The organism is Pseudomonas sp. OA65 (assembly GCF_017498305.1).
In the GTDB taxonomy this organism is placed as follows: domain Bacteria; phylum Pseudomonadota; class Gammaproteobacteria; order Pseudomonadales; family Pseudomonadaceae; genus Aquipseudomonas; species Aquipseudomonas zanjanensis.
Window position 1 is genome coordinate 169217 of the sequence record NZ_JAGDEZ010000009.1, and the last position, 23008, is coordinate 192224.

Consider the following 23008-nt stretch of genomic DNA (forward strand, 5'->3'; position numbering starts at 1 on the left):
TTATCTCCGGGTCGGGTCGAACGTGACAGGCAGCGAGGCCCAACAAGCATCGTAGTCGGTTTGCAGTTGCGGGCAGTCCAGGGCGAAACGGCTTGGACGCAATACCTGGCTGGTCTCGAACATGAACGCCATGGTGTTGTCGATTTTCGCCGGCTGAAGATCAGCGTTGATCGCCTTGGTACAGGTCTCGCCGTCCGGCCCATGGGCGCTCATGCAGCTGTGCAAGGACGCACCGCCCGGCAGGAAACCTTCGGCCTTGGCGTCATAGGCGCCCTGGATCAGGCCCATGAATTCGTTCATCAGGTTGCGGTGGAACCACGGCGGACGGAAGGTGTTCTCCGCCACCATCCAGCGTGGCGGGAAAATCACGAAATCGAGGTTGGCCAGGCCGTGGACACTCGTGGGCGAGGTCAGCACGGTGAAAATCGACGGGTCAGGGTGATCGAAACTGACCGTCCCAATCGTGTTGAAACGGCGCAGGTCGTATTTATACGGCACGTTATTGCCGTGCCAGGCCACCACATCGAGGGGCGAGTGATCCAGCTCGCACACCCACAACTCACCGAGGAATTTCTGCACCAGGGTGGTCGGTTGCGCGAGGTTTTCGTAATGGGCGACCGGCGTCAGGAAGTCCCGCGGGTTCGCCAGGCCATTGCTGCCGATGGGCCCGAGGTCCGGCAGACGCAACGGTGCACCATGGTTTTCGGCCAGATATCCACGGGCCTGGGGGTCGAGCAGTTCCACGCGAAACTTCAGGCCCCGGGGCAGCACGGCGATTTCCAGCGGTGCCAGTTCCAGCACGCCCAGTTCGGTGGCGATCCGCAGCCGTCCCAGTTGCGGCACGATCAGCCACTCACCGTCGGCATTGAAAAACACCCGCTCCATGGAGCGGTTGGCGCGGTAGTGATAAAGGCTGACGCCGGCCGGTTTGTCCGCGCCGGCATTGGCCGCCATGCGCACCAGCCCGTCGATGAAGTCAGTAGGTTCGGCGGGAATGTCCAGCGGGTTCCAGCGCAGGCGATTGGGGGTGACGTCGCCCAAAGGACCGCCTGCCAATTGCCGTTCGAGCTTGGTGAAGGCCGGGTGATTGGCCGATGGCCGGATGCGATACATCCAGGTGCGCCGCGCTTCGCTGCGGGCCATGGTGAAGGCCGTGCCAGAGAACAACTCGGCATAGAGACCGTACGGGGCTTTCTGTGGCGAGTTCTGGCCGACGGGCAAGGCGCCAGGCAATGCCTCGCTGGCAAATTCGTTGCCGAAGCCTGATTGGTAAGCCAGGTCCAACGCTGGGGAATCGAGGTTCATGGAGCCTCCTGGAATGCGGCCCGTCACTCTACGGAGTGGTTGAGGCGCACCGGGTTATTTTTATCGTAATTCGATTACGCATAACGTAATTTGCTCAGTAACCACCGTCAAGCTATAAAGACGCCCATTCGCCCCAATGCCGATCAGTTAAGCGAAATAAAGCCCGGCAGTAACCCTGTGGCGAGGGAGCTTGCTCCCGCTGGGTCGCGAAGCGGCCCTGTTTTTGGGGCTGCTAGCCCGAGGCGTCGGACCGGCCCAGCGGGAGCAAGCTCCCTCGCCACGGTTTGTGTGTTTGCCCGTGCTATCCACTTAACTGACAAGCATTAGCCCATTCGCCTCTGGACCTGCGCCTCCATGGAAAACCCGCTCAGCAACGGTAAACAGAAAGTTCGCTCGGCCGAAGTCGGCACCGACATTCTCAAGGCCCTGGCCGAACTCTCCCCCTCCACGTCGCTGTCGCGCCTGGCCGAGCACGTGCAAATGCCGGCGAGCAAGGTCCATCGCTACTTGCAGGCCTTGATCGCCAGCGGGTTTGCCGAGCAGAACGCCGCCACCAACCACTACGGCCTGGGCCGCGAAGCCCTGCGCGTGGGCCTGGCAGCGCTGAACGGCATGGACGTACTGCAAGTGGCCGCCCTGCCCTTGGCCGAGTTGCGCGACGACTTGAACGAAACCTGCTTCCTGGCGGTGTGGGGCAATCATGGCGCGACCGTGGTGCGCATCGAGCCCGCCGTGCGGTCGGTGACCGTGGTGACGCAACTGGGCTCGGTCTTGCCGTTGCTCAGTTCGTCCACCGGGCTGGTGTTCAGTGCATATCTGCCGGAGCGCGAGACCATCGGCCTGCGCGAGCAGGAAGTGCAAGGCACCGAGCAGCACGCCCTGGCCGACGACCACGCCTACGCCACCCTCTGCGAGCAGATTCGCAGCCGCGGCCTGCACCATGTGCATGGCTTGCTGATGCCGGGCGTGGACGCCTTGTCCGCCCCGGTCTTCAATGCGGTCGGCGAGGTGAAGGCGGTGATGACCATTGTTGGCCCGACCTCGTTGTTCCATGCCGACGAAAACGGCCCGGCGGCGCAACGGCTGTTGGCGGCGACCCGGGCCGTGAGTTGGCGGATGGGGTATGAGGCGGCGCCAGGATCAGTCCAGGAAATCCGGGACAATCCTGATCACTAGATCATTGAGGTGTGTAGTGATCAATTGCGGATGGACATGGCGGTCTTCCCCGCTGAAGCGAGCGGTATAGATACCCTGGTGGCTGCCCTCCGAGTGATAAGGAATCACATTATTCTGGAAATGGCCCAGCAGGTACTCGACCAGCCCCTCGGAAGACGACACCAGGCGTTGGTCGGGGCCATTCTCAATGAAGCTGGTCACGTATACGCCGCCGGGGTTGATATTCGGCGCGTGGACTTTCAATGCGCCATGCACGTCCTCGGCGGTCAAGGGCCTGAGGGGACGCAGGGACAGCTCGATTGCCGGCTTTTGAGTCAAACTTAAAACAATATCTATGACGATTTTTTCAAATGCTATCAAGTCCAATGTCTTGAGCCGGTCTTCGGCAGCAAAAGAATAACGCTTGCTGGATAGTTGACTCTGGCCTTGCGTATAGGTGGGCAGGCTTTGCTTTTCAACGCAGGCCATGGTTTCGTCGAACAACGTTTGGGAGCTTTCCACTTCCTGACTTGGAAAGCGTTGCAATGTATTCAGGTAGACCGTGAATGGGTTGATGCCCAGTGGCTCCAGATAATGACCCAGCAGCACCTGCACGGCAAAATCCACGCGGGTGTTCTTCAACGCGATCAGTCTTTCGGAGTAGGAAGAGAACAACGGGGTATTCATATAAAACATCCTTGTCATTTGATGGCCTCGAACTTCCTGTTCGAGCTGTTATTGATTATGCGGCTGAATACAACAGCACGGCATCTCGGTTTAAATGAAGTGGCAACTTATCGTTAACTTCAGTCCCACACGTTATACACAGGCCAATAGTCGACTGTAAAAAAAGTAAGTGTAAGCGTGCGTGAAGTTAAATCATTCATTGCTCTAACCCATCACCCCCATGACCTTGGCTTTCGCCACCGCTTGCGTACGCCGTTGCACGCCCAACTTGCTGTGGATTCGTCGCGCATGGGTTTTCACCGTATGTAGCGAAATGAACAACTGTTCGGCAATCTGTTGGTTTGAATGACCTTGGGCAATCAGCTCCAGGACCTCCAGTTCGCGATGACTGAGCAAGGTGTCCTCGACGGCGGCAGGCGACTCGACCTGTTCTGCCGATTGGCCCCAGCGCAACAGCTCGGGCTGGCGCAAGCGCAGCTCGCATAAGGCTTGCTGGGCCCGCCAGCAAGTAACTCGCTTGAGACCTTCCTGCAACAGTGAACGGGCCTGGGCACGATCACCGGACAACCAGACGACCTCTGTCAGCACCAGGTGCAGTTCGGTTTCCAGGCTGTGCATTTCACCCTGCTGTGCCTGGGCGATCATGGCCTGCAAGCGCGCCTGCGGTTCCTGTGCCCGCTGCAGGTAGACCTCGGCCAGCACCAGCAGGTATTCAAGTCGCGCAATCAACTCCAGGGTCGCGGGAGGCGCGTGCTTGGCCTGCGGTCCGCGAAAATGCCGCAAGACGCGGGTCAAGGCTTCATGGGCCAGTTCCGCCCGTCCCTGCTGCAACCAGAACTGGCAGCTGGTTTGCAACAATACGCCACGGTAAACGGTGTCGGGGATGTGCCGCTGCTGCATGGTCCGCTCGGCATCGCGCAGGTGCATGAAGGCCTCGCCATAGTCGCCTTGGTTGGCCGCCAGGCAGGCCTTGCCGAGAAAACCATAAAGCACCTGTTTGTCCTGGCTGTGCAGGCCCGTTTCCAGCCCCGTTTGGAAGTGCTCGGTGGCTCGCTCTTCAAAGCCCATACGCAGCGCCAGGCGCCCGCGCCGCAAGGCAATACGCCCCAACAAAGGAGAAAAATCCTGGCCCGGTTTATCCAGCAGCGCTTGGACGGCGGCCAGCAAATGATCGGCCCGATGCGGCGCGCCGCGCTGCTCCAGAACCTGGGCGTGATCCAGTTCCAGCAAACCTTCGAAGACCAGCGAACCCTCTGCACGCGCCAGGCACAACGCCTGGCGGTTGATCCATTGCGCCGAGGCCAGATCGCCAGCCAGCAGCGCCTGCTGCGTCAGCCCACCCAGGCACAGCACCCGTTGGGACCAGGCCTCCGGGTCCAGGCTGGCCTGGGCCTGGAGAAAATGCTCGCGCGCCGGTTCGCCATCGCCCGAGAGGTGCAGCAACCACCCCTGCAAGACTTGCCACCTGGACAGCACCTGTCGCTGCCGACAGGCCGAAGGCTGCGGCATAAATCTGGCCAGTTGTTCGATGCACATTGACGCCTGGTCGAAGCGCCCGGCGAACAACAGCGCAGCGGTGACCAGCCCCACCGATTGCGGCGTCCCGAGGGTCAACGCGTCGCCCTGTTGATCGTGCAAGCTCAGCAACAGCACCACGTTGCGGCGCTGCAAGACGTGCTCGAAGCTCAAATGCTGCAAGAAGCTGACGGCGGTCTCGAACTCCTCGGCCAACATGGCTTGCTCGAACGCCATCTGCCAGTCCTGCTCGGCCGCAAACCATTGGCAGGCCCGTCGATGCCAGGAGCGGCCTTGGGACCAGGGCTCTTCACGCACCAACCGGGCCAGGGCCGGGAAGATCTGCAACCAATCCGAGGTCTGCTCCCACGGTTCGATGAAACACCCCAGCTCCAGCAACAACGGCAGGCATTGCGCGCCCACCGTGTCGCCGAACAGGTGCTCGCACAAGCGGGCATTGAAGCGCGGCAGATGCGCCAGCACCCGCCAGGCCTCTGCCAGATCCGGGGTCAGCGTGCTGAACAGTTCGTACTCCAGGTAGTCGAGCAAAGTCCCCGGCCGCCCTGGCGATGCATGACTGCGTGCCCATTCGCAGCGCTCAAGCAGGCTGATGCGCACCCCGGCACACCAGCCGCCATTGCGCTGGATCACCTCGCGGGCCGTGCGGGCGGCCTGGGGACCGGGCAGATGACGTAGCAGTGGCTGGACATCGTCAGGGCTGAAGAACAACGCCTGTGGGTCAAATTCGTACAACTCGTCATCGAGCAACAGCCGCGGCCAGTTGCAGTGGGGACGACGGCGACCATTGAGCCAAAGGTGCAGCGCCGGGCTGCAGGTATTCAACAGACGGTCGAGCAACTGGTCCAGTTCGGGATTCGGTACCCGGCAATAGTCGTCCAGGAACAACCAGGTGGGCGTTTGCAAACGCGCCAGATGAGCCAACAGCCCCGCTTCATCCAGCATCGGCAACCCGAGGGTCTGGGCCAGGCATTCGCACATTTGCGCCGCGCTCAACGCCGCGCCCCCCAGGGGCAGCCAATGCAACCGGAAGTCACTGGGGGCCTGCAAAAAGCACTCGGCGAATAACGCACTCTTGCCACTGCCCGCTGGCGCGCAGAGCAGTTTTACCCGCGCTTCGGAAGTCAGCAGCGGCTCGCTCAAGGACCGCCGCGGCACATGCGTCGAGGACAGGCGAGGCAGCAATCCTGGACGGTCCGGACACGGGGTCATGGCGGTCATTGGGGAAAATCCTGTTTATTGTTATCTCACCACCCTAGACCTGTGTCGTCGACCTTTGGAGAAGTATTCAGCGCGCTGATTGGTGCCCATAAAAAAACGACCGGCAGGGGCGCTGCCGGTCGTCATGTCTGGATCAACCTTGGTGGCAATAAAGTGCTGTGGGAGCAAGGCTTGCCCGCGATGGCAACACTAAGGTCTTAAAGCTGAACCGCGTTATCGTTCATCGCGGGCAAGCCTTGCTCCCACAGGTAAATCCCCCTCGCCACAGTCATCTTTTCAACCGTCAGGCCTACCGAACCCCGGTCGAACGCAACGCCGCCGGCGTGTAGTCGGCCGCCCTGGCCTCGAAGCCGTACTCGTAGCTGTGTTTCTCTTCGTTCTTCATCCCCAGCGCGATGTAGCGGCCGGCGATGATGTCGTAGAGCGCCTCGAGGGTGTAGCCCGGGTTCTGATGGTCGTAGTAGAACTGGGCATGACCTTCGGCCACCCGCCACAGTTGGCCGCGACCGTCATAGTGATCCACCAGCGCCGCCTGCCAACTGTCCTCGTCGATGTACATGTGGCGCTTGGCATAAATGTGCCGCTCGCCAGGCTTGACCGTGCCCACCACTTCCCAGACCCGGTGCAGCTCGTAGCGGGTCAGGTCCTGGTTGATGTGGCCGGCCTTGACCACATCGTCGTACTTGAGGCTCGGCGAATCGAGTTTGTAGCTGTTGTATGGAATGTACATTTCCTTCTTGCCGATCAGCTTCCAGTCGTAGCGGTCCGGCGCCCCGGAAAACAGGTCGAAGTTGTCGGAGGTACGCAACCCGTCGGCGGCGGTGCCCGGGCCGTCGTAGGCCACTTGCGGGGCGCGACGCACACGGCGCTGGCCGGCGTTGTAGATCCACGCCAGGCGCGGCTCCTTTACTTGGTCGAGGGTCTCATGCACCAGCAACACGTTGCCGGCCAGGCGCGCCGGCGCGGTGACCGATTGCTTGAAATAGGTCAGCACGTTGCTGGCCTTTTCCGGGTCGGCGTCCTTGATCAGGAACGGCACGGCGATTTCTTCTTCGAAGCGGATCGGCGTGAAGCTGCCATTGGTTTGCGGCGTGACCTGGGTGATGACCCGGCGCAGGTTGCCACCGTGATAACGGGTGACGTGGTTCCACAGCACTTCCACGCCGTTCTTGGGAATCGGGAAGGCGTAGTAGCGGTTGCCGGTAAAATTCGACAAGCCGTTGCCGTCGTTGATGGACGTCACGTTGAGGGCGCTGCGCTTGGCCGACTCGTAGATTTCCGGCGGCAGGCCGACGCTGCGATGGGTCGGGTAGACCGGGATCTTGTAAGTCTCCGGGTAGCGTTTGAACATCGCGACCTGCCCTTCGGAGAGTTTGTCCTTGTACTTGTCCACGGTCGCGGCAGTGATGGTGAACAGTGGTTTTTCATTGGCGAAGGGGTCGGCCAGAAAGCCCTTGCTGTCCACCGCCCCGGCGTTTTTCGGGATGCCGCCGGTCCAGGCCGGGATCGAGCCATCGGCGTTGCCGGCTTTTTCCGCGCCCAACGGCGTAAGGCTGGTGCCCAGTTTGTTCGCTTCCTCCGGCGACACCGCCGCCATCACGTTCACGGCCAGCAGGCTCAAGGCCAGGGCACCGCATTGCAGGATCATCTTGCGCATTGGGTTTTCCTTGTCAGCCAGATCAGAAGTTCACGCCGAAGCTCAGCGCGAGGAAATCGCGGTCTTCGAGAACGTTGTAATCGCCGCCAAAAAAGTCGGTGTAGCTCAAGCTGGCGGTGTAGGTGTTGCGGTAATCGGCATCGACGCCCACGCTGACAGCCTTGGCGCCTTCGTTGAACAGACCGTTGGGGCCATAGCCCGCCACGTCGTGGGACCAGGACAGGTTGGGCTTGAAGTTCACACCGCCGATCACGTTGGAGTAATCGAGGATCGCCCGGGCGCGATAGCCCCAGGACGTCGAGGTGACGAAGCCGTCGGTGTCGCCCTGGAAGCCATATTGGCCATAGACCGAATCCCGGCCATAACGCAGCGTGTCCTTGGACTCCAGGCCACCGACATGCACCACTGCTGCCTCGCCTACCAGGGTCAGGCGATCGGCACCCAGCACCTGATCGAAGAAGTGCGTCAGGGTGCTCTGGACCTGGGTGATTTCCTTGCGGCGGTAACCTGTGTTGTCGGCGCCAGGCGAGGTGGCGATGGGCGATGCGGCGCCACCGGCAATCGGGTTGACCAAGGCCAGGGTCAGATCGTTGGTATTGACCTGCACCGGCGCGTTGGGACGGTAGCTGACTTCGCCGGTCCAGGCGGTGCCGGTGGGCAACGTCGTGGAGAAACTGGCGCCGTACAGGCGGATGTCTTCCGGGTATTCCAGATAGTAGCCACCGCGGCCCAGCATCACGCTTTGCGCCAGGCCCGCGCCGCTGCCGGGGGCCAGGCCGTTGGCAATCGCGACCATGCCCGGCAACGCCGCCAGCGTCGAAAGCCCCGCCGTGGTGGTCCCGACGGTCGGCGTACGACTGTGGTAATTCATGAAGTACAGGCCGTACTCGGTGTCATCGCCGAGCCAGCGCAACGCCGTGCCCCACTGGCCGGAGTCGCGGGCGTCGCGATCGCCGCCACGGGGAATGATTACCCCTTCGCTGGAGACCTGGATTTCCTCGCCGAATGCCTGTGTCAGCGGCACGAACGGCGCAATCGCCGGACTGCCCACGGTGTAGCCACTGGTGCAACCATCGGCCACCACGTCGTTGCCGAAGAACGTGCCGCAGTTATCCACCACGGTCTGGTCCCACTCCAACTGGTAGAACCCTTCGATGGTCAGCTTGTCGGTCAGGCCCTGGGAGGCGAACAGCATGTTCACCGGGATCAGGCCCTCCTTGATCTCCGCACCGGGGCGACGGAACGCGGACACGTCCACCGGGTTGATGCTGTTGATGGAGTTGCCGATGAAAGTACTTTCCCCCCAACTGACCACCTGCTTGCCGGCGCGAACGGTGCCTGGCAAATCGGCGATGGAATAGTTGTGGTAGACGAAAGCATCAAGAATCTGCGCGCCCGAGGACTTGGCGCCCTCCTTGCGATTGTTGTCACTGATGTCCTTGAACTCGCGGCCTTCATCCTTGAGCTCGAAGTCGTACCAGTACTTGCCACGGACGAACACACCGGTATCGCCGTACTTGAGCTCGAGGTCGTGCAGGCCCTTGAAGATTTTCGAAAAGGTCTCGCCTTTCTTGAAGTTCAGCCGTCCGTCATCACCGGTGGAGGATTGGCCCGTACCACCGTTGACCGTACCGACCAGGTCCTTGTCGGCATCGCGCATGCCCCAGCTCGCGCCCACGGACAGCGACGAATCGAACTGACCCTCGATCTCGCCAATGTTGAATGAAACGGCCTGCGCCTGGGCACAGCAACCCAAGGCCACCGCAACGGCCAGCGCCTGCGGCTTGAAGATGGCGCGCATTGTTATTGTTGTCATGCGTCTTCCCCGGTGAGTGACAGAGCCTTCACCCTACTGCCGCACGCCACAGGCGATAAGCGCACCAAGGAGGTATTCGCGTTGTACCTCAAAAGGATTACAGCCCATGGGGCGCGCGCCTTTGCGCCGTGCATGAATGGTCTGGATGATGGGTCATCAGCGCCGCGCATACTCATGCCCCGCCTTGGACTGTTACGCGCCCTGCAACGGTGCATGTCCGGATCCGGGCTGTTTCCCGCCAAGCTCGACGCCTATGCTGGCCGGGCTTTCAAGGCAACGAGCCTGCAAGCACCAGCCTCATGGCATCCCTCATGCCTGGCGCACCGTCTTCGGATGGATTGGCGTATCGGTCCATCACCCCGTGTTTACCGACGTTGGTTTGTAGCTCCTTTGCAACGTCACGCTTAGGCCGCTGCTTTTTGCAGCGGCCTTTTTTATGTGGGGTTGTTTGCTTGGGATGACAGCAGAATGCGCATGGCAATGACACGGGGTCCGCTACGATGAGTGCCGGCTTGCAGCGCCTGGCACACGCTTTACAGATGGACGCCGTCCGGCGAGATATCAAGGCGTGATGGATAGCGAGACCGCCGCGAACCTGGCGGCTTTTAGGTACAGCCCGCGTGAGCACGGTTACCGCAGCGAGCGGCAACCGGCCCGGGCGATAAGGGCTTAGATGGCGTGGCGTTGCAGATTCGCCATCATTTCCTTCAAGGCTTCCAGATTGTCACTCGGGTGTACCGCATCCTGGAAATCGCAGATCTGCTGCCAATGGGCGGCGACGTCTTCGGGGGAAAAGCCTTTGCGTGGATCGAAGCCAGCGCCCAGGCTGCGCTCCCAGCGCACCTTGCCCATCCAGCCGCCGCCCACTTCGAACAGACCAGAGGTTTCCTGGCAGGTCTCGCTGGCCAGGTACACCACCAGCGGGCTGACGAGTTCGGGCTTGAGTTGCTCGAACACCTGCGGCGGGATCAGGCCTTCGGTCATGCGCGTGCCGCCGGTGGGGGCGATGGCATTGACCAGGATGTTGTTCTTGCGGCCTTCGATGGCCAGGGTTCGGGTCAAGCCATAGAGGCCAAGCTTGGCCATGCCGTAGTTGGATTGGCCGAAGTTGCCGTAGATGCCGGAGGTGGACGCGGTGAAGATCACCCGTCCGTAGTTTTGCTCACGCAGGTGTGGCCAGGCGGCCCGGGTCACCTTGTAGGCACCCTCGACGTGGACGCGGTAGACCAGGTCCCAGTCGGCGTCGTCCATTTTGTGAAACGTCTTGTCCCGCAGGATCCCGGCGTTGTTGACCACCACATCGACGCGACCGAATGCGTCGAGCGCATTTTGGACCAGCTTGTCGCCATCGGTCACCGAGTCGTGGTTGGCCTCGGCGATGCCGCCCGCCTCGCGGATTTCGGCGACCACCCGGTCTGCTGCCGAGGCGTTGGCCCCTTCCCCTTGAGCCGAGCCGCCCAGGTCGTTGACCAGCACCTTCGCGCCTTGTTTGGCGAACAGCAGCGCATGGGCGCGTCCCAGGCCACCGCCGGCTCCCGTGACGATCACGACTTTATCTTCGAAGCGCACAGACTCATTCATGGCAGAACTCCAGCAGGCGGATAGGACGATGGGCACGAGTGTCCGGCACCTGTCGGCCGGTCACAATCAACACGGTTGCCAGTGAATGGTGGCCGATAAGGCGGGGGGATGATGCGGGCCCAAGCCATGGCGGCGCCTTTGATTTTCCTGGCTGGCAGATGTACCGCTATCGCGAGCAGGCTCGCTCCCACAAGGGGATTTTTGTTGCTCACACATTCTGTATTCACAATCGATCTACTGTGGGAGCGAGCCTGCTCGCGATAGCGGTCTTTCAGTCAGAATGGATGCTGGATGTGCTGACGCCTTCGCGAGCAGGCTCGCTCCCACACAAGCTCGCGTCGTCAGGAACAGGCCATTTGCCTGCGCGGTGCGGCGATGGCCTCGCGAAACGCCAGGTAATGCTTGAGCACCTGCATCGGCGCCTCGGTATGTGGATAGTGACCGATGTCGGGCAGCAACACCGTGTCCGGGTTGGGGATCAGGGCCTCGTAGCGCGCCACCATGTGTTCACCGGAAATCGGATCGACCGCGCCGTCGATCACCCGCAACGGCACTTCGCCGCGCCGCATCGCCTGCACCCAGCGATCACGCTGCACGCGCCGCTCGGGAATATAGGCGATGAGTTTGTGCATGATCCGCGGACCGCGATGGGCCTCCACCAGGCTCCAGAAGTCATCCAGTTCGCTTTCGGTAGGGCCGGTGGAGGGGCCGAAAATCTGCCGAAAGCTGCTGGCCAGGCTTTCCCGGCAAAACATTCGTCCCAGGAGCCAGCCCACGGGGCTTAGCAGAACTCTCTGGGCCCACACCGGACGGTGGGTTTCAGGGAACAGACCGCCATTGAGAAAGACACAACTGGCAAGGTAAATGCGTGCTTCGTAATGCCGCGCGAGCAGCTCCTGGGCGACGCTGTCGCCGTAATCGTGGGCCAGCACATGCACCGCGCCTTTCACATTCAGGTGCGCCAGCAAAGCCTGTTGCAGATCGGCCTGCTCCAGCAGGCTGTAGACGTGATCCGTCGGTTTGGCGGAATCGCCGAAACCGAGCATGTCGCACGCGATCACCCGATAGCGTTGCGCCAAGGGTTGCCACAGGTAATGCCAATCCCAACTGGCGGTAGGGAAACCGTGGATCAACAGCAGCGGCTCGCCTTGCCCCGCGACCCAATAACGGATGGCATGGCCACGGAACAGGAAGATCTGGCTGCGCTGGCGCCAGATACGCAGGGGAATCTGGGCCATGGACATCAGCTTCTATACCCGGTGTCATGTTGATCGAGCTTGCGCAGCAACGCCGGCCAGGCCAAGGCACCGCCCATGCCTTGGGCGCTTTTGGTCACGCCGGCGATCATCGCTCGGGCGCCGGCCAGAATCTGCGGCTCGATGGCTATCAATTCGGCCCCGCCGTTCTGGGCCAGGACCTGGATGTCACAGGCCCGTTGAAAGGTGAACATCATCAGGAAGGTATCGGCGATGGTTCCGCCGCATGTCAGCAAGCCATGGTTGTGCAGCATGAGGAAATTACTTTCGCCCAGGTCGGCCTGCAGGCGGGCCTTTTCTTCATGATTCAAGGCCACCCCCTCGTAAGCGTGATAGGCCAGGCTCGACAGCACGAACAACGCTTGCTGGCTGATCGGCAACACACCTTGCTTCTGCGCCGATACCGCGACGCCAGCGGCGGTGTGGGTGTGCAACACACAGGCGACATCATGGCGCACCTCATGCACCGCGCTGTGGATGGTGTAGCCGGCCGGGTTGATGTCGTAGGGGCTGTCCATCAACTTGTTGCCCGCCTGGTCGACCTTGACCAGGCTCGAAGCGGTAACTTCATGGAACATCAGCCCGAAGGGGTTGATCAGGAAATCCTCGGTGCCGGGGACCTTCGCGGAGATATGGGTGAAGATCAGGTCATCCCAGCCATGCAGCGCGACAAGCCGATAACAGGCGGCAAGGTCCACCCGGGTCTGCCATTCCGCGGCACTGACCTGATCCTTGATGCTGTGTGTCGTTTGGACGGGCGCTACGCTCACGGTTCTGACCTCCGGCTTCCTGGGATTTTCGTCATCAAAACGTCCTCTCCAAGAAAATCAGTCTAGTCGGCTCTTCCAACGGCGGTAGTTGCGTTAGCAGCCAGCTTACTGGCCAAACGAGTCACGCCTGGCCTTCAACGGCGCAACGCCTCGATCAAGTCAGCCAGCCACGGTTCGGCGTCGGTTTCCGGCGTGACGCTTTCGCTGGCATCCAGACGCAGCATCGGCAACACCTCGCGCACGCCCAGTTCGGCGAACAGCTCGCACATCTGCTCGCCGCCGGCACAGAAGGTGTCCCCATAGCTGGCGTCGCCCAGGCCGATCACCGCGCCAGGCAAGCCGCGAAAGAACCCTGGTAATTGTTCGCGGATGGTCGAATACAACGGCATCAAACTGTCTGGCAACTCGCCCATGCCGGTCGTGGACGTCACTGCCAGCAAAGCCTCTGGCGCGAATGCCTGCACATCCGCCAAGGTCGCGCGCGGGTTGTGCCAGGCATCGAAGCCCGCCTCGCGAAGCAGTTTGGTGGCATGCCGGGCGACTTCTTCGGCGGTGCCATACACTGAGCCGGAAAGAATGGCGACTTTCATCGATCTGATCCTGAACCTGAAAAAAGAGCCGGGATAGTATCAGTTGCGCCTGCCGGGCTGCGAATGGCTCTCAACAGCCATGATGGCCAGTAGACAGCCTATCGATTTCTTCTAAGATGTCGCATCAAAGAATGTTCAAAGGCCGCTTTCCAATGATCAACGCTCAACTGATGCAACTGGTCATCAATGCTTCGAACGACGGGATTGTCATCGCTGAAAAAGAAGGCGAAGACAATATCCTGATTTACGTGAACCCGGCCTTCGAACGATTGACCGGCTATCACCGCGACGAAATCCTTTATCAGGATTGCAGGTTCTTGCAATCAGGTGATCGGGACCAACCGTCCCTGAAGGCGATTCGCGAGGCTTTGCGAGAGGGCGGTGCCTGTCGTGAAGTGCTGCGTAACTACCGCAAGGACGGCACGCCGTTCTGGAATGAGCTGTCCTTGTCCACCGTAAAAAACCAGGCGGACGGGCATACCTATTTCGTCGGTGTGCAAAAAGACGTCACCACTCAGGTCAAGGCTCAACAACGGGTCGTCCAGCTGGAAAAGGAGTTAGCCGAAGCCCGGGAAACGATCGCCCGGCTCGAAGCGACGAACGGCGCAAACAAAACCCCGAATTAACTGTCAGTCACTACAATCACCAGTGAACACGTAAATTATTATTTCGAGCCGAACATGCAGCGCGATGCCCTCTTGACGCAGGATGAATTGGATTTCATCCGGACCATGCAACACAACCCGCAGCTGAACGAGCGGGATGTCACGTCGAGCTTGCTGGTCAACGGCGGGTCGCAGATTCGTGACCTGCTGACGCGTCTGGCAGCAAATGAGCAGGTCACGCTGCAAGCCAATTTTGAAAACCAGCAAATGACCTTTCCGCTGCATCTGGTGGAAGACGAATTCCATGCGATGCACCTGCGCTTGGGTGTGCCAAGCATTTACGAGGACGGACCGAAGATTCGCCCGTGGCGCCTGGTCCTCGACGAGCCGGTAGCATTGGAAAATATCAAGGGCCAGCCGGGACCACTCTGGGTCCACGAAGTGTCCTGCAAGGGCGTATTGCTGGAAAACCGCAGCCGTACCAAACCACCGAAGCAATTTGCCTTGTGGTTCAGCCCGTCAGGCTACGAGAGAATTTCGTTGCGCGGTGCCTTCGAACGGGAAACCGATCGAGGATGGCTTGCCTATCATCTGAACCAGAACGACCAGGACGAGACCGAGCGCCTGCGCCAGTACATCCTGCAGCAACATCGCCTGACCCATCCCACCATGCACCTCTAGCACAACCCGTTCAGGTATCCAGATTGCCTGCCAGAAATTGATGCAGGCGCTTGCGCATCACCGCTCCTTCAGTGCCCAGGCAACCGATTGGCGAGCCAGCCAGGCATTCCTGCGCCAGGTCGGATACTTCACCGGCCAGCATCAACGGACAATCCAGGCTGATCGCCAGTTTGCCCAAGCGCTTGGGCAAGTCCGGGGTCGGCGCGTGATTGGAAACCAGCACCAATGCCAGCGGCTGGACCTTTTGGCACACCAGGGACAGTTCATCGAATGGCAGGCCGATCGACAGCGCCCTGACGCCCACATCCGCCTTGGACAGGAACAGCGCCGTGACCAGCAACTCCAGCTCACGACACTGGCCGGCCAAGGCGCAGACCAGGACCCGAGGCACCCCACTTTCGCGCTTGAGCAAAAGCCGCTGGACGATGCGCGAACGCAGGAATCCATCGAAAAACACCCATTCACTGATTTGCCCGAACTCTGGCTGGCGATACAGCATTTGTTGCCAGAGCGGCATCAGGATGTCCTGGAATACGATTGGCACACTGTAGGTGGAAAAGACCTGCCCGTAGACACGATCCAGTTCCACATCGTCAAAGTTGCCAACCGCGTCAGCCACCTGTTGCTGCCACTGGGCGTAATCGGCCTTGACCAGATCGGATGAAATCAGCGTGGAGACCGGTTGCACCGACTCGGTCTTGGCCAGGATCTTGCCCACTTTGCTCACTGCCACGCCGCGATCGATCCAGGCCAGGATGCTGCGAACCTTTTCGATATCGCCCAACGAGTACAAGCGATGCCCGCTTTCGGTGCGGGTAGGCTGGATCAAACCGTAGCGCCGCTCCCATGCACGCAGGGTCACGGGATTCACGCCGGTCATGCGCGCGACTTCGCGAATGGGGAACAGATCTTCCCGCGTCAAGGCACCTGACGCTTGGAAAACATAGTTATCCTCTGTGATCACGCTCATTTTCGCAGCAATCCGACTAGCAAATTGGATCCCAGTTTACTCCTCCTAAGACATACGATGACAAGAACAAAAACACTTGATATGCGGTTTTGTTGTTTTTTGCGCAATCGGGAATAATCCTTGCGTGTTTTATGGCGACCAGACGCTACCCACCACCCCGGGGCGTCTCCTGCAAAATCTCCTACCCGGAGTTCTGCGCCTGTCTTACGGAGATACAAAATGTCTACCTCACCCGTCACCCTGATGGTGGCCCGCCGCGTCGCCAACGGGCGCTATGAAGATCTGATTGCCTGGTTGCGCGAAGGCGAACAATTGGCCACCGACTTCCCCGGCTACCTGGGTTCCGGCGTGCTCGCGCCACCGCCCCAGGACGATGAATTCCAGATCATCTTCCGGTTTGCCGACGAACAGACCCTGCATGCCTGGGAACACTCCGCCTCACGCACGGCCTGGCTGGGACGGGGCAGTGATCTGTTCGCCCATCCCTCCGAACACCGGGTGCGTGGCATCGATGGCTGGTTCGGCGCGGTCGGCCAGCGTCCGCCCCGCTGGAAACAGGCCGTAGCCATCTGGCTCGCGTTCTTTCCCGTGTCGCTGTTGTTCAACTTCCTGTTGGGGCCGTTGCTGGGCGAACTGGGCCTGTTGAACCGCGTTTTTATCAGCACACTCATCCTGACGCCGCTGATGGTCTATCTGTTTATCCCGATGTCGACCCACCTGCTGGCGAACTGGCTCAACGGCCCGCCACAGCGGGCATTACCGGCCAAGCCTTTCACACAGAATCGATGATGCTGCCAGCCCTGGCCGCGGTCTCTGTGGGAGCGAGCCTGCTCGCGATAGCGGTGTGTCAGGAGATATTTGTGTTGGCTGACCCAGCACATCGCGAGCAGGCTCGCTCCCACAGTGGAATACGGCGATATATCCGCTGGATTAGCCATCAATAGGTACACACCGCCCGTCGCTGTTATAGTTTTGCTCTTGCCGTGAACCGAGCCGTCCCATGTCCAGCGCTACCGCTCCGATCCTGATCACGGGTGCAGCCCAGCGCGTCGGCCTGCACTGCGCCCGCCGCTTGCTGGAGGACGGGCACCCGGTGATCGCGACCTATCGCACCGAACGCCCCGGCGTGCAGGCGCTGCGCGACTTGGGGGCGACGGTGCTGTTCGCCGACTTCTCCAGCGAAACGGGGATCCTGGCCTTTATCGAACAACTCAAACAGCACACCAACCAGCTGCGGGCCATCGTGCACAACGCCTCGGCCTGGATGACCGAGGCGCCTGGCAACGAAGCGACGGCCTTCAGCGCCATGTTCGGCGTGCACATGCTCGCGCCTTACCTGATCAACCTGCATGGCGCCGAACTGCTGCTGCGTTCGACGCCTGCGGATATCGTGCACATCAGCGATGACGTGACCCGCAAGGGCAGCGCCCGGCATATCGCCTATTGCGCCACCAAGGCCGGCCTGGAAAGCCTGACCCTGTCGTTCGCGGCCAAATTCGCCCCGGCGATCAAGGTCAACGGCATCGCCCCGGCCCTGCTACTGTTCAACCCCGAAGACGACGCGGCTTACCGCGCCAAGGCCCTGGCCAAGTCGGCGCTGGGTATCGAACCTGGCAGCGAAGTGATCTACCAGAGCCTGCGTTATCTGCTGGACAACCCTTATGTCACCGGCACGACCCTGACCGTCAACGGCGGGCGGCACGTCAAATAGCCTTGTTTCGAGGATGCACCATGACGCTATCCCTGCCCCAGCACTACCGCGAAATCCTTATAGGCCTGGGGGAAAACCCCGAGCGCGAGGGGTTGCTCGACACCCCGGTGCGTGCCGCCAAGGCCATGCAGTACCTCTGCCATGGCTATGAACAAAGCGTCGAGCAGATCGTCAATGGCGCGCTGTTCGCCTCTGACAGCGATGAAATGGTGATCGTCGCCGACATCGAACTCTATTCACTCTGCGAACATCACCTGCTGCCCTTCATCGGCAAGGCCCATGTGGCTTATATTCCTACCGGCAAGGTCCTGGGGCTGTCGAAGATCGCCCGGCTGGTGGACATGTTCGCCCGCCGCCTGCAAATCCAGGAGAACCTGACCCGGCAAATCGCCGACGCGGTGCAGCAGGTCACCCAGGCCGCCGGCGTGGCGGTGGTGATCGAGGCCCAGCACATGTGCATGATGATGCGCGGTGTCGAAAAACAGAACTCGACCATGAACACCTCGGTGATGCTCGGCGCCTTTCGCGATTCCAGCACCACGCGCCAGGAGTTCCTGCAATTGATTCGACGGAGCAAGTAAATGCCACAACTTCAGCCAGCCATGGCACGTATCAAGGTCAAGGACCTGCGCCTGCGCACCTTCATCGGCATCAACGAGGATGAAATCCTCAACAAGCAGGATGTGTTGATCAACCTGACCATCCTCTACGCAGCCCAAGAAGCGGTGCGCGACAACGACATCGACCACGCGCTGAACTACCGCACCATCACCAAGGCGATCATCGCCCACGTGGAAGGCAACCGCTTCGCCCTGCTCGAACGCCTGACCCAGGAATTGCTCGACCTGGTCATGGCCAACGAATCGGTGCTGTACGCCGAAGTCGAAGTCGACAAGCCGCACGCCTTGCGCTTCGCCGAGTCGGTGTCGATTACCCTTGCGGCAAGCCGGGCTACTTCGTAGCAGCTGCAAGCCTCAAGCTGTAAGCTTCAAGCCTGACCACCGCAAATCCACTCTTGCAGCTTGAAGCTTGCCCCTTGAAGCTGCCTCGCAGAGACTCCCATGAACGACCAACAACGCCTCGAACTCGAAGCCGCCGCTTTCCGTCGGCTGGTTGCCCACCTGGACAGCCGCAAGGATGTGCAGAACATCGACCTGATGAACCTTGCCGGCTTCTGCCGCAACTGCCTGTCCAAGTGGTACAAGGCCGCCGCCGATGAACGCCAGGTCGAGGTCAGCCTCGACGACGCCCGCGAAGTGGTCTACGGCATGCCGTACGCCGAGTGGAAAGCCCACTACCAGAAAGAAGCCAGCGCCGAACAACAAGCGGCGTTCGCCAAAGGAAAACCCGATGCCTGATCTCAATACCCTGCGTACCCGTCTCAAGAGCGGCGAACATGCCTTCGCCGACACCCTGGCCTTTATCGCCGCCGGTTACGACTACCAGCCCCAGGCCTTCAACAACGGTGGCGTGGAAAACGCCGCCGGGCAGAACGAAGGTTCGTGCAAGACCCTGGGCCTGGCGCTGCTCGAAGGCTTGAGCGATGAAGAAGCGCTGCTGGCGTTCGGCGAACATTACCGTTCGGTGCTGGCCACGCCCGAAGGCAGTGACCACGGCAATATCCGCGCGCTGATGGCCCATGGGCTGGCCGGCGTGACGTTCGAGGCGCAGCCGCTGCAACGGCGCTGATCCACAGACTTCTTGCAGCCCTCTTCTGTGGCGAGGGCATTCATCTGTGGGAGCATGGCTTGCCCGCGATGGGCGCGCCGAGGTTTAACAGCCGAACCGCGTTATCGTTCATCGCGGGCAAGCCATGCTCCCACAGGTCTTCCCCCGCAAATAAATCCTCCCGCTCCACATCCCGACTTTTAAGATTGACCCGGCGACTTTATTTCGTTTGCCGGCCCCCTCTGCTCGCGGCTTAGATAACGGCAACTTCTTCGTCCGGACGTCATCCATGAGCAGCGAAACCATCAGCCAATCGATCTCCATCGTGCATCCCGTCAGCCTCAGCCACGGCAAGAATGCCGAGGTCTGGGACATCGATGGCAAACGCTACATCGATTTCGTCGGCGGCATTGGTGTGTTGAACCTCGGCCATTGCCATCCGCGCATCGTCGAGGCGATCCGCGAACAGGCCACCCGGCTGACTCACTACGCCTTCAACGCCGCGCCTCACGCACCCTACATCGAGTTGATGGAGCGCCTGGCGGCGTTCATCCCACTGGACTATCCGGTCAGCGGCATGCTCACCAACAGCGGCGCCGAGGCGGCGGAGAACGCCTTGAAAATCGTGCGTGGCGCCACGGGCCGTACCGCCGTGATCGCGTTTGACGGTGCCTTTCACGGCCGCACCCTGGCGACCCTCAACCTCAACGGCAAGGTCGCCCCCTACAAACAGAAAGTCGGCGTGCTGCCCGGGCCGGTGTATCACCTGCCGTACCCCAGCCAGGACAACGGCGTCACTTGCGATGAGGCTTTGAAGGCCATGGAGCGGCTGTTCAGTGTCGAGATCGATGTGAATGACGTGGCTTGTTTCATCGTCGAACCGGTGCAGGGCGAGGCCGGTTTCCTGGCGATGGATGTGCCCTTCGCCCAGCTCCTGCGGCGGTTCTGCGACGACAGGGGCATTGTGCTGATCGTCGATGAGATCCAGTCCGGCTTCGGCCGCACCGGCCAGCGCTTTGCCTTCCCCCGGTTGGGCATCGAGCCAGACCTGGTCCTGCTGGGCAAAAGCATTGCCGGCGGCGTGCCTCTGGGAGCCGTGGTGGGACGCAAGGCGCTGCTGGACAACCTGCCCAAGGGCGGCCTCGGCGGCACCTACTCGGGCAACCCCATTGCCTGTGCCGCCGCACTGGCGACCCTGGACGAAATGACCGACGCCAACCTGAACGCCTGGGGTGCACAAAAGGAAGAGGCGATCGTCAGCCGCTACGAATCCTGGCGCCGTCGCGGGCTGAGCCCTTACCTGGGCCGCCTGACCGGCGTCGGCGCGATGCGCGGCATCGAGCTGGCCCACGCCGATGGCACTCCGGCCTCGGCACAACTGACGCAACTGCTGGCCCTGGCACGGGAATCGGGTCTGCTGCTGATGCCCAGTGGTAAGTCGCGGCACATCATTCGGTTGCTGGCGCCGTTGACGACCGAGCCGGCGGTGCTGGAAGAGGGGTTGGATATTTTGGAGGCATGCCTGGCGAAGCTGGTCTGAAATGCACTGCGTCTGACAACACAAAAAACCTTGTGGGAGCGGGCTTGCTCGCGAAAGCGGTGTTCCAGTCGACATCAACGTTGACTGACACATCGCTTTCGCGAGCAAGCCCGTTCCCACAGGGTCCAGCATCCATCCGTAGATCTTGTGACAGGCACAAAAAAACCGGCCGAAGCCGGTTTTTTTACGCCCGATGAATCAGAACGAAGCGTTCTGCAGGCCATCTAGATAACGCTCGGTGTCCAGGGCTGCCATGCAACCGGCACCCGCCGAGGTGATCGCCTGGCGGTAGACGTGGTCGGCCACGTCGCCGGCGGCGAAGATGCCTTCGACGCTGGTGGCGGTGGCATTGCCGTCGCGGCCGCCCTTGACCACCAGGTAGCCGTCCTTGAGTTCCAGCTGACCTTCGAACAACGAGGTGTTCGGGGTGTGGCCGATGGCGATGAAGACGCCGTCCACTGTGATCTCGTCAAAGCTGCCGTCGTTGTTCTTCAGGCGGGCACCGGTCACGCCCATGTTGTCGCCCAGCACTTCGTCCAGGGTCGCGTTGAGCTTGAGGATGATCTTGCCTTCCGCGACGCGGGCGTTGAGCTTGTCGATCAGGATCTTCTCGGCGCGGAAGGTTTCGCGACGGTGGATCAAGGTGACCGTGCTGGCGATGTTGGCCAGGTACAGGGCTTCCTCGACGGCGGTGTTGCCGCCACCGACCACAGCCACTGGCTTGTTGCGGTAGAAGAAGCCGTCGCAGGTGGCGCAGGCGGAAACACCTTTGCCCATGAAGGCTTCTTCCGACGGCAGGCCCAGGTAACGAGCGCTGGCACCGGTGGCGATGATCAGGGCATCGCAGGTGTAGGTCGCGCTGTCGCCGGTCAGGGTGTACGGCTTGGCGGCGAAATCCACGGCATTGATGTGATCGAAGACGATCTCGGTCTCGAAGCGCTCGGCGTGTTCCTTCATGCGCTCCATCAGGGCCGGGCCGGTCAGGCCGTGGACGTCGCCCGGCCAGTTGTCGACTTCGGTGGTGGTGGTCAATTGACCGCCGGCCTGCATGCCGGTGATCAGCAGCGGCTTGAGGTTGGCACGGGCCGCATAAACCGCAGCGCTGTAACCGGCAGGGCCGGAACCAAGGATAATCACTCGCGAATGACGCACTTCAGACATGACCTGCTCCTGTTGACCGGACCTTGCGGGCCGGAACGCCGGGTGAGCGGCGCGAATAAAAAAGGACCGTTGACGCACTTGGGGAAGGCTTGGGTTCGACAGTCCTGAAAAAGAATGGGTGCAGCGTATCGAGGGAGCGAAGATTAAGGAAATACGGTTTAACAATCCAGCTCATAGGTGAGCTCTATCTGCGACGAGCCTTTCAATAGGGGACTTCGCCTCTGGAAACGTTGTTACACGCCGTGTCGCCGCTTTCCCGGGCGGGGCAAAGCCGGTAAGGTCGGCGCGTTCACCTTCGCTCGGAGCCACCTATGCCCGCCCCCGTCCTGTCCGGCCCGCAATATTTGCGAGAGGGCCTCAAGCTGGTCTTGAGCCCGGGCCTGCGCTTGTTCGTACTCTTGCCCCTGGCAATCAACCTGGTGCTGTTCGTCGGATTGATCTATCTGGCCGGCCATCAGTTCAGCCTGTGGGTCGATACATTGATGCCGTCGCTGCCCGAATGGCTGAGTTTCCTCAGCTATGTGCTCTGGCCGTTGTTCGTAGTGCTCGTCGTGCTGATGGTGTTTTTCACCTTCACCATGCTCGCCAACATCATAGCCGCGCCGTTCAACGGTTTTCTCGCGGAGAAAGTCGAGGTGGTCATCCGCGGCACCGATGACTTTCCGGCCTTCAGTTGGGCCGAGTTGATCGCCATGATTCCGCGGACGCTCGGCCGCGAGGCACGCAAGCTTGGTTATTTCCTGCCCCGCGCCCTGGGGCTGTTCGTGCTGTCGTTCATCCCCGTGGTCAATCTGGTGGCGGCGCCACTGTGGTTGCTGTTCGGCGTGTGGATGATGGCGATCCAGTACATCGACTACCCGGCGGACAACCACAAGCTGGGCTGGAACGAAATGCTCGCCTGGCTGCGGGAAAAACGCTGGCAGAGCCTGGGCTTTGGCGGCAGCGTGTACCTGGTGCTGCTGATCCCGGTGGTGAACATCCTGATGATGCCGGCAGCGGTGGCCGGGGCGACGTTGTTCTGGGTCCGTGAGCAAGGCGCCGAGACCGCGTTGGCCCGTCAGGGCTGAGCTGGTCACAAATCCATCATCCTGGCGTCACAAT

Annotated in this window: 22 protein-coding genes; 11 read left to right on the forward strand and 11 right to left on the reverse strand. The window is 61.0% G+C overall.

Translation table 11 applies throughout. The features are described 5' to 3' along the window. Positions 1 to 1305, reverse strand: coding sequence for a homogentisate 1,2-dioxygenase (gene hmgA, locus J3361_RS10565; protein ID WP_207964386.1), 1305 nt, complete (start codon positions 1303 to 1305; stop codon positions 1 to 3). 354 nt (positions 1306 to 1659) lie between these two features. On the opposite strand from hmgA, the gene J3361_RS10570 reads away from it, so the two are divergent. Next, positions 1660 to 2481: an IclR family transcriptional regulator gene (locus J3361_RS10570; protein WP_207964388.1), complete on the forward strand. Its 822-nt coding sequence runs from the start codon at positions 1660 to 1662 to the stop codon at positions 2479 to 2481. Here the strand turns inward: J3361_RS10570 and J3361_RS10575 are convergent. The 8 genes from J3361_RS10575 to J3361_RS10610 form a co-directional block, all read right to left on the reverse strand. Then, positions 2446 to 3147 (reverse strand): hypothetical protein, encoded by a 702-nt coding sequence (locus J3361_RS10575; RefSeq protein WP_207964390.1) that lies wholly within the window; start codon positions 3145 to 3147, stop codon positions 2446 to 2448. The genes J3361_RS10570 and J3361_RS10575 overlap by 36 nt on opposite strands. 204 nt (positions 3148 to 3351) lie before the next feature. Beyond that, positions 3352 to 5901: a LuxR C-terminal-related transcriptional regulator gene (locus tag J3361_RS10580; protein WP_207964392.1), complete on the reverse strand. Its 2550-nt coding sequence runs from the start codon at positions 5899 to 5901 to the stop codon at positions 3352 to 3354. A gap of 289 nt (positions 5902 to 6190) precedes the next feature. Then, positions 6191 to 7558 carry a DUF1329 domain-containing protein gene (locus tag J3361_RS10585; protein ID WP_207964394.1) on the reverse strand — a complete coding sequence of 456 codons (1368 nt, stop codon included), beginning with the start codon at positions 7556 to 7558 and terminating at the stop codon, positions 6191 to 6193. A 22-nt stretch (positions 7559 to 7580) separates the two neighbouring features. Then, a complete protein-coding gene (locus J3361_RS10590) occupies positions 7581 to 9374 on the reverse strand; it encodes a DUF1302 domain-containing protein (RefSeq protein WP_207964396.1) in 1794 nt (597 codons plus the stop codon). A gap of 669 nt (positions 9375 to 10043) precedes the next feature. After that, positions 10044 to 10955: an SDR family oxidoreductase gene (locus tag J3361_RS10595; protein ID WP_207964398.1), complete on the reverse strand. Its 912-nt coding sequence runs from the start codon at positions 10953 to 10955 to the stop codon at positions 10044 to 10046. Positions 10956 to 11296: 341 nt separating this feature from the next. After that, positions 11297 to 12199, reverse strand: coding sequence for an alpha/beta hydrolase (locus J3361_RS10600; RefSeq protein WP_207964400.1), 903 nt, complete (start codon positions 12197 to 12199; stop codon positions 11297 to 11299). Then, complete coding sequence (locus tag J3361_RS10605; protein WP_207964402.1) at positions 12199 to 12981, reverse strand: class II aldolase/adducin family protein; 783 nt, start codon at positions 12979 to 12981, stop codon at positions 12199 to 12201. Before J3361_RS10605 ends, J3361_RS10600 begins: the two co-directional genes overlap by 1 nt. Positions 12982 to 13115: 134 nt before the next feature. Next, complete coding sequence (locus J3361_RS10610; protein WP_207964404.1) at positions 13116 to 13571, reverse strand: flavodoxin; 456 nt, start codon at positions 13569 to 13571, stop codon at positions 13116 to 13118. 152 nt (positions 13572 to 13723) lie between these two features. Between J3361_RS10610 and J3361_RS10615 the strand changes: the two genes are divergently transcribed. After that, complete coding sequence (locus tag J3361_RS10615; protein ID WP_207964406.1) at positions 13724 to 14197, forward strand: PAS domain-containing protein; 474 nt, start codon at positions 13724 to 13726, stop codon at positions 14195 to 14197. A 54-nt stretch (positions 14198 to 14251) separates the two neighbouring features. Further along, the gene (locus J3361_RS10620; protein WP_207964408.1) at positions 14252 to 14857 is read left to right on the forward strand and encodes a hypothetical protein; all 606 of its coding nucleotides are present in this window, start codon (positions 14252 to 14254) and stop codon (positions 14855 to 14857) included. Between the two features lie 10 nt (positions 14858 to 14867). Here J3361_RS10620 and J3361_RS10625 read toward each other — a convergent pair whose 3' ends face one another. Next, a complete protein-coding gene (locus tag J3361_RS10625) occupies positions 14868 to 15827 on the reverse strand; it encodes a MerR family transcriptional regulator (RefSeq protein ID WP_207964410.1) in 960 nt (319 codons plus the stop codon). Positions 15828 to 16046: 219 nt separating this feature from the next. Here J3361_RS10625 and J3361_RS10630 point away from each other — a divergent pair, with 219 nt between their 5' ends. The 7 genes from J3361_RS10630 (at position 16047) to J3361_RS10660 (ending at position 20746) form a co-directional block, all read left to right on the forward strand. After that, entirely contained in the window at positions 16047 to 16616 is a 570-nt protein-coding gene (locus J3361_RS10630; protein ID WP_207964411.1) for an antibiotic biosynthesis monooxygenase, read from the forward strand. Between the two features lie 211 nt (positions 16617 to 16827). Continuing rightward, the gene (gene folM / locus J3361_RS10635; RefSeq protein ID WP_207964413.1) at positions 16828 to 17538 is read left to right on the forward strand and encodes a dihydromonapterin reductase; all 711 of its coding nucleotides are present in this window, start codon (positions 16828 to 16830) and stop codon (positions 17536 to 17538) included. 20 nt (positions 17539 to 17558) lie between these two features. After that, on the forward strand, positions 17559 to 18119 hold the full coding sequence (gene folE, locus J3361_RS10640) for a GTP cyclohydrolase I FolE (protein WP_186705049.1): 561 nt from the start codon (positions 17559 to 17561) through the stop codon (positions 18117 to 18119). After that, on the forward strand, positions 18120 to 18500 hold the full coding sequence (gene folX / locus J3361_RS10645) for a dihydroneopterin triphosphate 2'-epimerase (protein WP_025211888.1): 381 nt from the start codon (positions 18120 to 18122) through the stop codon (positions 18498 to 18500). It begins immediately after the preceding gene. Between the two features lie 99 nt (positions 18501 to 18599). Then, positions 18600 to 18896: a DUF1244 domain-containing protein gene (locus tag J3361_RS10650; protein ID WP_207964415.1), complete on the forward strand. Its 297-nt coding sequence runs from the start codon at positions 18600 to 18602 to the stop codon at positions 18894 to 18896. After that, positions 18889 to 19227 carry a HopJ type III effector protein gene (locus J3361_RS10655; RefSeq protein WP_207964417.1) on the forward strand — a complete coding sequence of 113 codons (339 nt, stop codon included), beginning with the start codon at positions 18889 to 18891 and terminating at the stop codon, positions 19225 to 19227. Before J3361_RS10650 ends, J3361_RS10655 begins: the two co-directional genes overlap by 8 nt. Positions 19228 to 19495: 268 nt before the next feature. Beyond that, a complete protein-coding gene (locus J3361_RS10660; RefSeq protein WP_207964418.1) occupies positions 19496 to 20746 on the forward strand; it encodes an aspartate aminotransferase family protein in 1251 nt (416 codons plus the stop codon). Positions 20747 to 20944: 198 nt separating this feature from the next. Here J3361_RS10660 and trxB read toward each other — a convergent pair whose 3' ends face one another. Continuing rightward, the gene (trxB, locus tag J3361_RS10665) at positions 20945 to 21907 is read right to left on the reverse strand and encodes a thioredoxin-disulfide reductase (protein WP_207964420.1); all 963 of its coding nucleotides are present in this window, start codon (positions 21905 to 21907) and stop codon (positions 20945 to 20947) included. Positions 21908 to 22218: 311 nt separating this feature from the next. On the opposite strand from trxB, the gene cysZ reads away from it, so the two are divergent. Continuing rightward, positions 22219 to 22974, forward strand: coding sequence for a sulfate transporter CysZ (gene cysZ, locus J3361_RS10670; protein WP_053125122.1), 756 nt, complete (start codon positions 22219 to 22221; stop codon positions 22972 to 22974). Positions 22975 to 23008 lie beyond the last annotated feature (34 nt).

Bases quoted from the DNA above. Each gene is read 5' to 3' on its own strand.
- J3361_RS10625 (WP_207964410.1), bottom strand. From the start codon at position 15,827: ATGAGCGTGATCACAGAGGATAACTATGTTTTCCAAGCGTCAGGTGCC.
- J3361_RS10570 (WP_207964388.1), top strand. From the start codon at position 1,660: ATGGAAAACCCGCTCAGCAACGGTAAACAGAAAGTTCGCTCGGCCGAA.
- J3361_RS10630 (WP_207964411.1), top strand. From the start codon at position 16,047: ATGTCTACCTCACCCGTCACCCTGATGGTGGCCCGCCGCGTCGCCAAC.
- J3361_RS10610 (WP_207964404.1), bottom strand. From the start codon at position 13,571: ATGAAAGTCGCCATTCTTTCCGGCTCAGTGTATGGCACCGCCGAAGAA.
- J3361_RS10600 (WP_207964400.1), bottom strand. From the start codon at position 12,199: ATGTCCATGGCCCAGATTCCCCTGCGTATCTGGCGCCAGCGCAGCCAG.
- folX (WP_025211888.1), top strand. From the start codon at position 18,120: ATGCCACAACTTCAGCCAGCCATGGCACGTATCAAGGTCAAGGACCTG.
- J3361_RS10585 (WP_207964394.1), bottom strand. From the start codon at position 7,558: ATGCGCAAGATGATCCTGCAATGCGGTGCCCTGGCCTTGAGCCTGCTG.
- J3361_RS10595 (WP_207964398.1), bottom strand. From the start codon at position 10,955: ATGAATGAGTCTGTGCGCTTCGAAGATAAAGTCGTGATCGTCACGGGA.
- hmgA (WP_207964386.1), bottom strand. From the start codon at position 1,305: ATGAACCTCGATTCCCCAGCGTTGGACCTGGCTTACCAATCAGGCTTC.
- folM (WP_207964413.1), top strand. From the start codon at position 16,828: ATGTCCAGCGCTACCGCTCCGATCCTGATCACGGGTGCAGCCCAGCGC.
- J3361_RS10620 (WP_207964408.1), top strand. From the start codon at position 14,252: ATGCAGCGCGATGCCCTCTTGACGCAGGATGAATTGGATTTCATCCGG.
- J3361_RS10655 (WP_207964417.1), top strand. From the start codon at position 18,889: ATGCCTGATCTCAATACCCTGCGTACCCGTCTCAAGAGCGGCGAACAT.
- J3361_RS10650 (WP_207964415.1), top strand. From the start codon at position 18,600: ATGAACGACCAACAACGCCTCGAACTCGAAGCCGCCGCTTTCCGTCGG.
- J3361_RS10590 (WP_207964396.1), bottom strand. From the start codon at position 9,374: ATGACAACAATAACAATGCGCGCCATCTTCAAGCCGCAGGCGCTGGCC.
- trxB (WP_207964420.1), bottom strand. From the start codon at position 21,907: ATGTCTGAAGTGCGTCATTCGCGAGTGATTATCCTTGGTTCCGGCCCT.
- J3361_RS10580 (WP_207964392.1), bottom strand. From the start codon at position 5,901: ATGACCGCCATGACCCCGTGTCCGGACCGTCCAGGATTGCTGCCTCGC.
- J3361_RS10575 (WP_207964390.1), bottom strand. From the start codon at position 3,147: ATGAATACCCCGTTGTTCTCTTCCTACTCCGAAAGACTGATCGCGTTG.
- folE (WP_186705049.1), top strand. From the start codon at position 17,559: ATGACGCTATCCCTGCCCCAGCACTACCGCGAAATCCTTATAGGCCTG.
- J3361_RS10660 (WP_207964418.1), top strand. From the start codon at position 19,496: ATGAGCAGCGAAACCATCAGCCAATCGATCTCCATCGTGCATCCCGTC.
- cysZ (WP_053125122.1), top strand. From the start codon at position 22,219: ATGCCCGCCCCCGTCCTGTCCGGCCCGCAATATTTGCGAGAGGGCCTC.
- J3361_RS10615 (WP_207964406.1), top strand. From the start codon at position 13,724: ATGATCAACGCTCAACTGATGCAACTGGTCATCAATGCTTCGAACGAC.